The following is a 12,824-nucleotide window of genomic DNA, read 5'->3' on the forward strand; positions in this document are numbered from 1 at the left end:
TCGGTAATCTGTTTTTTTAAAGAGCGAATCGAATTATACAGTACATTTAGCAAATGTCAACTAAAATTATCGAAAATTTTAACTAACTGTGTTATACTATCTGCTTCGTTTTCTTCACCGCGTCAGCAGCGAAGAACCGAACTATACGCCTACCAACAAAACCAGTCAACACCCAACTTCAAAAAAATTAAAATTTTTTCACAACTATCTGTATTTAAATGATTTAAAATTTATTGGCTTTTATCGTTCGATAGATAAAACAGATATCCAAAGATAAATAGTCCTGCGACTTTACTCTTAATTGCCACATTCAAACACTCTATATCTCTATACTACTGGCGCTTTAGTCCCATCTACTCTTACAATCTCTACTTTCTCCAATAAAACAATCATAAATTTAGAATAGTCCCTATTATGAGTAACGAAAAGATTCAACAAAAATTTGAACAAGCATATCACTCTTTTATCGAAGAGGAAAATTACGAGGAAGCGCTTAAACGTGCAGAGATTCTTTGCCTTCTCAATCCACAATCTGTCGAATTTCATCACAAAGTTGCTTATGTCTATCTAAAGCAATTGAAATGGGAAAAAGCCATTGAGGCCGAAATGAAAACATTAGAGTTGGATAGCGCCTATATTCCTGCTTTGGATTTACTTGCCCATGCTTATGGCGCTCTAGATAACTGGGAAAAAACTGGGTTTTACGGTCATCAGGCTTTGGTTCTAAAAGATAAAGCCATCCCAGACCTAGAACATGAAATCATTCCGGCACCAGCTCCAAAAAACGGCAAACGGATTATCTCCTTTTCTTTATTTGGCAATAATTCCAAATATATTGAGCCTGCCGTCTTAAACACCCAGCTTGCTCCTGTTCTTTTCCCTGGCTGGACATGCCGTTTCTATGTTAATGATTCTGTTCCAGCCGAAGCCATCCAACGGTTTAAAGCCAATGGTGCGGAGGTTATCCATATTGATCTTCAACTGCGCAACTGGCCGGGTACGATGTGGCGCTTTCTTGCCATCAATGATCCCGAGGCTGAATACGTTATTTTCCGTGATGCAGATTCTATTATTTGCTATCGTGATGCTGCAGCCGTATCCGAATGGATAAAAAGTGGCACCCTATTCCACACTATTCGCGACTCAGGCTCGCATACTGCCCTAATTCTTGCGGGTATGTGGGGCGCTAAAGCGGGCGCAGTCCCAGATATGCAGGAAAGGATTCAAAACTTTGTCGATGAGGGCTACCCTTCCAGACATTTTGCCGACCAAGATTTTCTAGAAAAAGAATTGTGGGCCTATATCCGTCAGAATCTGTTTGCACATGACAGATTATTTGATTTCTGTAATGCACACAAAATTCCCGGCGAGTTCTACTCTAATTATCAAATCGCTTTCAGCGAAGGGGTTACCAGCTTTAACGCAACGACTGATTATGAAGACGGTAGTCTGGCAAGATGGACGCTGTACTCCAGTGCTTCGCCTTTGGTCAATCCGGACTACTCGCTCAATGTTGTTCCTGAATTTAAAGTCTGCAGTTATGTGACTGAAGTGAAAAACGGGGTGGTTTCAGCATTTTTGCCGAAGAGATATGGTAATGCGATTAAAGCAAAACTGGCCAGAATCAACATCGAACAAATCTAATTTGATTTGATTCCTAATATATCTCATTTAATGAACCCGTTATTTATGAGCAAACACATTCTCCTCGGTATTACCGGCGGTATTGCGGCGTATAAATCTTGCGAACTGGTCAGACTACTGAAAAAGCAAGGACATTCTGTATCAGTGGTGATGACAGATTCTGCGACAGAATTTGTCTCCCCGCTGACTTTCCAAGCTTTAACCGGCAATCCTGTTTTATCGGATACCTATTCAGGTGCTTCCAATAATGGCATGGCGCACATCAATCTGACGCGAGAAGCCGACGCATTTCTTATTGCGCCTGCAACTGCCAATACGATTGCCAAAATTGCCAACGGATTGGCCGACAACCTGCTGACTACTTTGGCTGCAGCCAGAAAATGTCCTTTGGCCGTTGCGCCTGCAATGAATGTCGAAATGTGGAACAACCCTGCCAACCTGCGCAATATTGAACAACTGGTTTCAGACGGCATTACCGTGTTTTACCCAAACAATGGCGAACAGGCTTGCGGAGAAACAGGTACTGGCAGAATGGTCGAAGCGGTCGATCTGGCAGATTTGCTAGAGGATTTATGGACACCCAAGCTACTGAGCGGCAAAAAAGTTCTGATTACAGCCGGCGCAACGTTTGAAGCCATCGATCCTGTCCGCGGCATTACCAATATTTCCAGCGGACAAATGGGCATGGCTTTAGCACGTGCGTGCCGTGCTGCCGGAGCGAAAGTCACGCTGATTTACGGTCAAATTCAGACGGCCTTGCCAGCAGGCTTGGCTCATTCCGAACAAGCTGTCAGCGCAGAAGCCATGTATCAGACGGTTCATCGCTATATTCCGGAACAAGATGTCTTTATTTCCGTTGCAGCTGTTGCAGACTATAAAGTCAAAAACAGCAGCAACGAGAAACTAAAGAAAAACGGCAATCAACCCCCGATTATCGAACTGACGGAAAATCCGGATATTCTCGCATCCGTTGCCGCCCTGCCTTCCCCACCATTCTGCGTCGGCTTTGCTGCGGAAAGCCATCAGGTTTTGGAATTTGCTCGGGCAAAACGTTTGCGCAAAAACGTACCGATGCTGGTGGCCAACCAAGTTTCCGTTTCCATGGGTAAGCCAACCAATCAAATTACCATTATTGATGACCTTGCTGAAACCTCATTTCCGGAAACATCGAAACGCCAAGCAGCGGATGAAATCGTCAAACGCCTAGCTGAATTGTTGGCTTGATAAAACAAAAGGCCGTCTGAAAATTTTTCAGACGGCCTTTGTTCAAACACATCAAATCACAAACCCAATTCGCGCAGGAAACGAATATCGTCTGCCCAACCAGATTTCACTTTCACCCAAATCTTCAAGAAGACTTTGGTATCAAACAATTTTTCCATATCAAGGCGGGCTTCAGTAGAAATTTTCTTCAATTTCTCCCCTCCCTTGCCAATCAAAATCGCCTTTTGGCTGTCTTTATCGACCAACACCGCGATATAAATGCGGAACAGTCCGCTTTCCTCTTCCTCAAACTGCTCCACTTCAACATTCATCGCATACGGCAGCTCTTCACCCAAATAGCGGAACAATTTTTCACGCACAATTTCCATTGCCAGGAATCGGCTGGATTTGTCCGTCACCATATCTTCCGGATACATCGGAATACTTTCCGGCAGATACGGCTTGAGCAGTTCCAGCAGATTGGCAATACGCAGGCCATGTTTCGCGCTGACTGCCTCGCTGGCGGCAAATTCAAACTCTTGGCGCACTTCATTGATAAACGCCTCAAGCGCAAATTTGTCTTTGGCTTTATCTTTATCGATTTTATTGACCACCAATACCACAGGCGTATGCTTAGGTAACTGCTTCAACACCACGCAGTCGGCATCGGTAAAGCGCATGGCTTCTACCACAAAAACCACCACATCCACGCCGCTAAGCGCTTCGGTTACGTTTTGATTAAGACGGTCATTCAAGGCATTGCGATGATTGGTTTGAAAACCCGGCGTATCGACAAACACAAATTGCGCCGTGTCATCGGTGTAAATACCGGTTACACGGTTGCGCGTAGTTTGTGCTTTTTTACTGGTAATACTGATTTTCTGACCAATTAAATGGTTCATCAACGTGGATTTACCGACATTCGGACGACCCACGATGGCCACAAAGCCGCAACGATAATCCGTCGGGTGTTGCGACTCGTTTTGCAAAAAGGTTTCGATATCCATTTATATATGACTTTCTTGATTGTTTCAGACGGCCTTTGCATTTTCTCAAAGGCCGTCTGAAATATTATTTTTTAGCTTTTTTCAAAGGGAACTTCTGTTCCAACCACTCTAAGGCTTCACATGCCGCTTTTTGCTCGGCCACTTTCCGACTGCTGCCGCGTGCATTGCAGATGAAACCGAGTTCGCCCAAATCACAGGAAATCACAAACATCGCATCAGCCGTCTGCTCCGCTTGCTCTTCGATTCGGTATTTCGGCAGAGCAAAGCGGCGTGCCTGCAAGGCTTCCTGCAAAGCGGTTTTACTGTCTTTCTTGCCGATATTCAAATCCGCACGTTTCACGCGTTCCGCAAACAAATGGCGAACCACTTTTTCCGCCGCAGAAAAATCCGCGTCAAAGCTGACCGCCGCAAACATCGCCTCCATTGCGTCGGCCAAAATCGAAGGCCGTCTGAAACCGCCGCTCTTCAACTCGCCGGCACCTAGATACAACCCGTCGCCGACATTCATTTCCAACGCGATTTCAGCCAATACGCCTTCATTCACCAAAGCCGCGCGCATCCGCGACAACTCGCCTTCCGACAATTTCGGAAACGCGTCAAACAACATCCGCGCCACGGAATAGTTCAAAATCGAATCGCCTACAAATTCAAAACGCTCATTGTGTTTGGCATTGTAGCTGCGGTGAGTCAAAGCCTGCCGAAGCAGTTCCATATTGCGGAACTCATAGCCCAGACGCTTTTGAATCGCTCGATGCGCCTGCTGTTTGAGCAAATCAGGTTTCATTCCATACTTTCAAAAAACAGCCTGAGAATACGCCTCATCCGCAGTGAAACAAAATAAAAAGGCTACACCGGCAACTTTTTTATTTTGGCTCATTGTTTCTTGCGTCCCTCTAGCCGATAAACAATCAAAAGCCGTCATGTTCAAACCTGACGGCACTTACCGACATTGTACCATCAAACCGCCCCTGCACACATCCGTGCGGAAAAGCGGCGAATCGTGTAAAATCATGCCAAATCATCTCTTTGTCAACTCCATGAACAAATTTGCCCAAGCATTGGCCGCAGCGCTCGACCGCTGCATCGTTACCAACACCGTCGCCGAACAAGGCGAGCCCGTCGGCTTCCTCTACCGCGAAGCCCCCGTATTTGAAAACGACAGCGGCTGGCGTATTTTCAGCGGCGACGAAACCGACGAATACACCGACAATCCCGACAATTTCAGCATTGTCAGTCTCTCCGCCATTACCGCAGACAATCCCGACATCGCGCCCCTGCTGACTCAGGCAGAAGGCTGCGCGTGGGAATTGAACGAAGACGGCGAGTTCCAAGCCGTTGCCGATTGGCAGCCGCAAGAATAATCCATCCCCATTTTGTTTCAGACGGCCTTCTTTATAACAAGGCCGTCTGAAACCGAGCCGAATCCCTATTTCACAAATATTGAAGGAATCATCATGAACATTATCGAACCACGCCTCGATGGCACCAACTTGCGCATCGGCATCGTTCAAGCCCGCTTCACCAACGAAATCGGCAGCGAAATGGTCAAAGTATGCTGCCGCACCCTAAAAGAATTGGGCGTATCCGAAGACAACATCACGCTTGCCACCGTTCCCGGCGCGCTTGAAGTACCTATCGCGTTGATGAACCTTGCTTCATCCGAACAATTCGATGCCCTGATTGCTATCGGCGTTGTCATTCGTGGCGAAACTTACCACTTTGAATTGGTATCCAATGAGTCCGGCGCAGGTGTCAGCCGCGTTGCCCTTGACTACAACATCCCTATCGCCAACGCCATCCTGACGACTGAAAACGACGAACAAGCCGTTGCACGTATCGAAGAAAAAGCCTCCGATGCCGCCAAAGTTGCCGTAGAATGTGCCAACTTGGTCAACCATCTTTTGTCAGAACAATACGAAGACGACGAAGAATAAGCTTCTCCCCGTATTGAATACCGCATATTTTCAGACGGCCTCTCAATCATGATATTGAGGCCGTCTGAATCATTCAATATTCAGCCGACAACCATCGGCACTCTCTTCACAAGGAATACCCATGAAAAGCCCACGCCGCCGCGCACGCGAGCTTGCCGTACAAGCTATTTATCAAGCAGGCATCAACAAAACTGCCGCCCCAGAAATCGCCAAAAACATCCACGAACTGTCCCAAACATCCAATATGGATGAAGAGCTGTTCAACAAACTGTTTTTCGGTGCACAAACCCATGCCGAAGAATACATGGAAAAAATCAGCCCCCTGCTCGACCGCGACGAGAAAGACCTCAGTCCTATCGAACGCGCCGTTTTGCTGGTTGCCTGCCATGAGCTGAGCACCATGCCTGAGACCCCCTACCCCGTCATCATCAATGAAGCCATCGAAGTCACCAAAACTTTCGGCGGCACCGATGGCCATAAATTCGTCAACGGCATCCTCGACCAACTGGCTTCACGCATCCGCCCTGACGAACCGCGCCGCAAAGGCTAAGACTGACTTCACATTGCGTCAGGATTACCGATATTTACCCTGTTTAGGCTAATCTGCTTATACAGCCAAACCATCAAAAAGGCCGTCTGAATTTCAGACGGCCTTTTTATATTTCGATTTATTCCGATTTTGGTATTTCATAACCGGGGCAGTTTTGTTTATTGCTGTTTTTTGCCCAGATGATACCGCTGTCGTTGTAATAAACGGTACAGGTTTCATTAGCGTTGGTTTCTTTGTTGGGTTCAGCCTTCAAAATATAACCTAAATCGGAAGGCTTACCTTCAAAACCAATATCAAAATATTGATTCTGCTGTAAATTTTTATCAGAAAACCTTTCAAAAGTACTTTTTTGAGTATAGTAGCGTTCAAGTTGTTGGGCATTATGCAGCATCTGTGTGCGGACGGATGCGAGGCGCGTTTGGCGGATGTAGTTTTGATAAGACGGATAGGCGATGGTAGCAAGAATGGCTGCAATCACAACGACTATCAGCAGCTCGATAAGCGTGAAGCCTTGTTGATGTTTCATTGTATTTATGTCGTGAATAATTAGAATTAAGATGTGAATATTATAGTAGTTTTCTTGCGGCTTAAATGTTCAGATTCGGAGGGAGTTTGGGAATTTATGTAAATGAGGTGCAAGTTCTGAAAAATATTTTTATTCTTTTATTTTTTATTTCAATAAGTTAAACTTCAATTTAAGCTAACCATCTCTTGGTCGGCCTTGGTCTTTACAGTAAAATCCAGTTGTTTTTTTGTTTCTATCAATATATTTGTTGCTTGTCTGCGACGTTATTTTATTGAATTGGTTCTTTTTATATGTCTAAAGTTTTCAAGTGGGCGGCCGGTACGGCTGTTGTAGTAGCAGCGGCTTTCGGCGGCTGGTCTTTGATGAAGCCTGAGCCTCAGTCTTCTTTTATTACAGAAGTGGTCAAACGCGGCGATATCCGTCAAACCGTGTCGGCAACCGGAGAAATCTCACCTTCCAATTTAGTATCCGTAGGCGCGGAAGCTTCAGGTCAGATTAAAAAACTGTATGTGAAACTGGGCCAACAAGTGAAAAAAGGCGATCTGATTGCGGAAATCAACTCAACCAATCAGATCAATACCTTAAATACCGAAAAATCCAAACTGGAAACCTATCAGGCAAAATTGGTTTCTGCCGAAATCGCGCTTTCCAGTGCAGAGAAAAAATATAAACGCGAACTTGCCTTATGGAAAGAACAGGCAACTTCCAAAGAAAATTTGGAATCTGCACAAGATTCTTTAGCTGCAGCCAAAGCGAATGTCGCCGAACTGAAGGCCTCCATCAAACAATCAAAAATCTCCATCAATACAGCCGAATCCGAACTGGGTCACACGCGGATTACCGCCACCATGGACGGCACCGTGGTCGCCATTCCTGTTGAAGAAGGCCAATCCGTCAATGCGGCGCAATCTACGCCGACCATTATCCAGCTGGCCAATCTGGAAACCATGTTAAATAAAATGCAGATTGCCGAAGGCGACATCACGAAAGTCAAAGCCGGTCAGGATATTTCGTTCACCATTTTGTCCGAACCGGACACCCCGATTAAAGCGAAATTGGACAGCGTCGACCCCGGCCTGACCACCATGTCTTTGGGCAACTACACCAGCAGCACGGACACGACTTCCAATGCAATTTACTACTATGCCCGCGCACTTGTACCGAATCCCGAAGGCAAACTTTCTATCGGTATGACCACTCAAAACACGATCGAAATCAACGGTGTGAAGAATGTTTTACTGGTACCGACGCTGACCGTGAAAAAGCATAACGGCAAATCCTATGTCAGCATTTTGGGCGCAGACAATAAAGCGGTAGAACGCGAAGTGACCGTCGGTTTGAAAGACAGCATGAATACCGAAATCAAAAGCGGCTTGAAAGAAGGCGAAAAAGTGATCGTTTCTGAAATGAGCGCAGATGAAAAGAATAAGAGCAGCGAACGCGCGATGATGGGGGGCGGCCCTCCTCGCTGATTGATTACGGCCGTCTGAAAGGTTTGGCTGTGTTTCAGACGGCCTTAGTTCCTGTATTTCTATTTTTCGCCCGGAAAGATTATGAGTTTAATCGAATGTAAGAATATCAACCGTTTTTTCGGTAGCGGTGAAAACCGTGTGCACGTATTGAAAGATGTCAGCCTTTCTATTGAGAAAGGCGACTTTGTGGCGATTATCGGCCAGTCCGGTTCAGGCAAATCTACGCTGATGAATATCTTGGGCTGTCTGGATACCGCTACTTCCGGCTCTTATCAAATCGACGGCATCGAAACATCGCAAATGCAGCCGGATGAGCTGGCGGCTTTGCGCCGTGAGCGTTTCGGCTTTATTTTCCAGCGTTACAACCTGTTAAGCTCGCTGACCGCCCGGGACAACGTCGCCCTGCCTGCCGTGTATATGGGCATGGACAGCAAAGAGCGCGCGGAACGTGCGGAAAAATTATTGGGCGATTTGGGTTTGCAAAATAAAGAAAGCAACAAACCCAGCGAGCTTTCCGGCGGTCAGCAACAGCGCGTTTCGATTGCCCGCGCGTTGATGAACGGCGGCGAAATCATCTTTGCCGACGAGCCGACCGGCGCATTGGATACCGCCAGCGGTAAAAACGTGATGGAAATCATCCACAAGCTGCACGAAGACGGGCATACCGTGATTATGGTCACCCACGATCCGGGCATTGCGGCAAACGCAAACCGCGTCATCGAAATCCGCGACGGTCAGATTATTTCGGATACGTCTAAAAATCCCGATATTCCGCCAAGCAAAGTGGAGAGGATTAAAGAAAAAGCTTCCTGGTCGTTTTATTACGATCAATTTATGGAAGCATTCAAAATGTCGGTACAGGCGATTATGGCGCACAAAATGCGTTCGCTGCTGACCATGCTGGGGATTATCATCGGTATCGCCTCGGTGGTATCGGTAGTGGCCTTAGGTAATGGCTCGCAACAAAAAATCCTGGAAGACATCAACTCGATGGGCACAAACACCATCAGCATCTTCCCCGGTCGTGGTTTTGGTGACCGCCGCAGCGGACGAATCAAGACACTGACGATTAATGACGCAAAAGCCATCAGCCAACAAAGCTACGTCGCCTCTGCCACCCCTCAAACCAACTCCGGCGGCACCTTAACCTACCGCAACACCGACCTGACCGCCTCACTTTACGGCGTAGGCGAACAATATTTCGACGTGCGCGGTTTGAAATTGGAAGAAGGCCGTCTGTTTGATGATGACGATGTAAAAACCGATGCCCAAGTCGTCGTCATCGACCAAAACACCAAAACCAAACTCTTCGGCGAAGGCGTCAATCCTTTAGGCAAAACCATCCTTTTCAAAAAACGCCCGCTAACCGTCATCGGCATTATGAAAAAGGATGACAACTCATTCGGCAATTCCGACTCGCTGATGCTTTGGTCGCCTTATACAACGGTCATGCACCAAATTACCGGCGAAAGCTATACCAACTCCATCGTTGTCAAAATCAAAGACGATGCCAACACGCAAGTTGCCGAAAAAAGCCTGACCGAGCTGCTGAAAACACGCCACGGTACAGAAGATTTCTTTATGAACAACAGCGACAGCATCAAAGAAATGGTTGAAAGCACAACCGGCACCATGACGCTGCTGATTTCTTCCATCGCTGTCATCTCTTTGGTGGTCGGCGGTATCGGCGTGATGAACATCATGCTGGTCTCCGTTACCGAGCGCACCAAAGAAATCGGCGTCCGCATGGCAATCGGCGCACGCCGCAACAATATTTTGCAACAGTTCCTGATTGAGGCCGTCTTAATCTGTATCATCGGCGGCCTGTCAGGCGTATTGTTGTCCGCAAGCATCAGTCTGGTGTTCAACTATTTTGTTACCGACTTCCCGATGAGCATTTCCATGACTTCCGTCATCGGTGCAGTTGTCTGCTCCACCGCCATCGGCGTCGCATTTGGCTTTATGCCTGCCAATAAGGCTTCTAAGCTCAACCCGATTGATGCGCTGGCTCAGGATTGATTATGTTTCAGACGGCCTATTATTTTAGGGCCGTCTGAAATGCTGTTACCCGAAAGATTTTTTATGAAGACGAAACCTTTTTCCCAAGCAGCCTTATCATTGGCTGTTGCCCTTGCCCTAAGTGCGTGCGCCGCACCTAAAACCAATCCGAATCTGACGCTGGAAGCAACCGGCCAAGTCATGAGCGCAGCCGAAACTGCCAAACGCTACGATGTCAACGGCAACTGGTGGGAAATCTACCAAAGCCAGCAGCTCAACGCGCTGATGGAGCAGGCGCTCGCCAACAATGTCGATTTGAAACAGGCGGCCATCAGCGTCAACAAAGCTTTGTATCAAGCCAATATTTTGGGTGCGGATTTGGTGCCTTCATTCAGCGGCTCGTTGGGCGCGAACGCTTCTAAAAACCTGAAAACCGGCAGCCACGGCAATACCTTCAGCAGCCAGCTTGGTTTGAGCTACGAATTGGATTTGTGGCGCAAACTCAGTGCTACTGCCGATGCGCAGGTATGGGAATACCAAGCCACGCATGAAGACATGGCCAACACGCGCCTGACTTTGATTAATAATGTCGCCGATGCGTATTTCAATATCGCCTATCTGAACGAAGCCATCGAGTTGGCAAAAAAATCGCTGAAGCAATATCAGGAAATCAACCGCATTGCGAATGCCAAGTTCCGCTACGGCCGGACCGACTCAAGCCAGCCGACCCAAGCCAAACAGTCATTGCTGAACGCAGAAAACAGCCTGTTGTCTTTGCAAAACAATTTGGATACGCAAAAACAGGTTTTGCGTAATTTGTTGAATTTAAGGCCGTCTGAAAACATGGCCGCCGATCCGGCACAATTCCGCCTGTTGCCGGTCAAGGGTGTAAATTTGGACGTACCGATTACCGTTTTGGCCAACCGCCCCGACCTGCGCGCCGCCGAATACCGCCTGCAAGCGTCGCAACAATCGGTCAACGCGCAAAAACGCAGTTGGTATCCGTCGATTACTTTGGGCGCAAGTTTGAGTACGTCTTCCGATAAAGCGAAAAGCACGTTCAATATCCCTATGTTAGGCGGATCGGCCACCATCAATCTACCTTTCCTTAATTGGCAGACCATGAAATGGAAAGACAAAACCGTACAAGCGGAGATGGACAGTGCCAAGCTGAATTTTGAAAAAGCCCTGACCACCGCGCTTAACGAGGTCAACACCAATTACCTTGCCTACAAAAACGCGCAGGCCAGCCTTGCTAATCAGGAACAGCGTTACCAGTTGGACAAGAAAAACAGCCATTACTATCAAGTACGCTACCAGCATGGTAAAAACGAACTGAAAGACTGGCTGGAGGCTTTGAATTCAGAATACAGCTCGGCTCAAAACCTGCTGAACCAACGCTATGAAGCCTTAAAATACGAAAATATGGTGTATAAAGCCATGGCGGGACGTTATACGCCGAAATAGCATTTTCAGACGGCCTTTGGTTAATTTCCGTCAACGGCCGTCTGAAAAACATTCAAGCAACTGAATTTTCATATATAATCGCGCGTTTATTTGATTTTATCCGGACAACATTATGGCCTTCGCCTCTCTCTTTACGCTTTTGGACGACATTACCGCCGTTTTGGACGATGTAGCGATGATGACCAAAGTCGCCGCCAAAAAAACCGCCGGCGTGGTTGGTGACGATTTGGCGCTCAACGCCAATCAAGTAACCGGCGTATCTGCCGAGCGCGAATTGCCGATTATTTGGGCGGTGGCAAAAGGCTCTCTGGTCAACAAGCTGATTCTGGTGCCGCTTGCGCTGTTGCTTTCCGCTTTCCTGCCTGCGCTGATTACGCCCTTGCTGATGATCGGCGGTGTGTATTTGTGTTTTGAAGGCGTGGAAAAACTGTTGCACAAATTTCTGCACCGCAATGAACACGAAGACGGACACGATACCGAGCCTGAAGTCACAGACGAAAAAACAAAAGTTAAAGGCGCGGTCCGCACAGATTTCATCCTCTCCGCCGAAATCATCATTATCGCGCTGGGCGTTGTTGAAAAATATGACCTGATGACGCGTTCTTTGGTTATGGCCGCCATCGGTGTCGGCATGACGGCATTGGTCTATGGTTTGGTCGGCATTATCGTCAAACTTGACGACCTCGGCATGATGTTGATGCGCCAAAAAAGTGCCGCCGTGCAAGGTATCGGATGCGGCTTGATTTCATTTATGCCTTGGTTTATGCGCGGCTTGAGCATTGTCGGTACGTTGGCGATGTTCTTGGTCGGCGGCGGACTGATCGCCCACAACCTTGGCTTTTTGCACGATTTCCTCCACGCGCAACATTGGGACAGCGGCATGATGGAACATATCGCCAATCTGGTGGTCGGAGTAGCCGCCGGTGCATTAGCTTGCGCAATCGTCCTGCCTGCAATGAAATTGTTTCAAAAAGACTGATTTTGTTTCCCTGCCGTCTGAAAACTTTTCAGACGGCCTCAATA

General features: G+C 47.4%; 12 protein-coding genes. 9 read left to right on the top strand and 3 right to left on the bottom strand.

Translation table 11 applies throughout. The features are described from left to right. Window positions 1–414 precede the first annotated feature (414 nt). Both ACTHTS_RS07290 and coaBC read left to right on the top strand, forming a co-directional pair. Complete coding sequence (locus ACTHTS_RS07290) at window positions 415–1,644, top strand: tetratricopeptide repeat protein (RefSeq protein WP_440369657.1); 1,230 nt, start codon at window positions 415–417, stop codon at window positions 1,642–1,644. A gap of 45 nt (window positions 1,645–1,689) precedes the next feature. Next, window positions 1,690–2,868 (top strand): bifunctional phosphopantothenoylcysteine decarboxylase/phosphopantothenate--cysteine ligase CoaBC, encoded by a 1,179-nt coding sequence (coaBC, locus tag ACTHTS_RS07295; protein ID WP_440369658.1) that lies wholly within the window; start codon window positions 1,690–1,692, stop codon window positions 2,866–2,868. 56 nt (window positions 2,869–2,924) lie between these two features. Here coaBC and era read toward each other — a convergent pair whose 3' ends face one another. Next, window positions 2,925–3,854, bottom strand: a complete 930-nt coding sequence (gene era / locus ACTHTS_RS07300) for a GTPase Era (protein ID WP_440369659.1) — start codon at window positions 3,852–3,854, stop codon at window positions 2,925–2,927. A 64-nt stretch (window positions 3,855–3,918) separates the two neighbouring features. Continuing rightward, window positions 3,919–4,638, bottom strand: coding sequence for a ribonuclease III (gene rnc / locus ACTHTS_RS07305; protein ID WP_070646320.1), 720 nt, complete (start codon window positions 4,636–4,638; stop codon window positions 3,919–3,921). A 253-nt stretch (window positions 4,639–4,891) separates the two neighbouring features. Between rnc and ACTHTS_RS07310 the strand changes: the two genes are divergently transcribed. The 3 genes from ACTHTS_RS07310 to nusB all read left to right on the top strand — a co-directional run bounded on the left by ACTHTS_RS07310 (window position 4,892) and on the right by nusB (window position 6,338). Further along, the gene (locus ACTHTS_RS07310) at window positions 4,892–5,215 is read left to right on the top strand and encodes a DUF2185 domain-containing protein (RefSeq protein WP_293192529.1); all 324 of its coding nucleotides are present in this window, start codon (window positions 4,892–4,894) and stop codon (window positions 5,213–5,215) included. 93 nt (window positions 5,216–5,308) lie between these two features. Continuing rightward, the gene (gene ribH / locus ACTHTS_RS07315) at window positions 5,309–5,788 is read left to right on the top strand and encodes a 6,7-dimethyl-8-ribityllumazine synthase (protein ID WP_036493252.1); all 480 of its coding nucleotides are present in this window, start codon (window positions 5,309–5,311) and stop codon (window positions 5,786–5,788) included. Window positions 5,789–5,909: 121 nt separating this feature from the next. After that, window positions 5,910–6,338: a transcription antitermination factor NusB gene (gene nusB / locus ACTHTS_RS07320; protein ID WP_049350952.1), complete on the top strand. Its 429-nt coding sequence runs from the start codon at window positions 5,910–5,912 to the stop codon at window positions 6,336–6,338. 118 nt (window positions 6,339–6,456) lie between these two features. On the opposite strand, the gene ACTHTS_RS07325 is transcribed toward nusB, so the two are convergent. Beyond that, complete coding sequence (locus tag ACTHTS_RS07325) at window positions 6,457–6,864, bottom strand: type IV pilin protein (protein ID WP_308538627.1); 408 nt, start codon at window positions 6,862–6,864, stop codon at window positions 6,457–6,459. A gap of 290 nt (window positions 6,865–7,154) precedes the next feature. Between ACTHTS_RS07325 and ACTHTS_RS07330 the strand changes: the two genes are divergently transcribed. From ACTHTS_RS07330 to ACTHTS_RS07345, 4 genes are all read left to right on the top strand, one after another. Continuing rightward, window positions 7,155–8,336 (top strand): efflux RND transporter periplasmic adaptor subunit, encoded by a 1,182-nt coding sequence (locus ACTHTS_RS07330; protein WP_070646311.1) that lies wholly within the window; start codon window positions 7,155–7,157, stop codon window positions 8,334–8,336. Between the two features lie 81 nt (window positions 8,337–8,417). Further along, window positions 8,418–10,355 (top strand): MacB family efflux pump subunit, encoded by a 1,938-nt coding sequence (locus ACTHTS_RS07335; protein WP_440369660.1) that lies wholly within the window; start codon window positions 8,418–8,420, stop codon window positions 10,353–10,355. Between the two features lie 63 nt (window positions 10,356–10,418). Further along, window positions 10,419–11,801, top strand: a complete 1,383-nt coding sequence (locus ACTHTS_RS07340; RefSeq protein WP_440369661.1) for a TolC family protein — start codon at window positions 10,419–10,421, stop codon at window positions 11,799–11,801. A gap of 112 nt (window positions 11,802–11,913) precedes the next feature. After that, entirely contained in the window at window positions 11,914–12,780 is an 867-nt protein-coding gene (locus ACTHTS_RS07345) for a DUF808 domain-containing protein (RefSeq protein WP_440369662.1), read from the top strand. Window positions 12,781–12,824: the final 44 nt, after the last annotated feature.

It is taken from the genome of Neisseria sp. P0019.S003 (assembly GCF_051957115.1).
Classification (GTDB): Bacteria; Pseudomonadota; Gammaproteobacteria; order Burkholderiales; family Neisseriaceae; genus Neisseria; species Neisseria flavescens_D.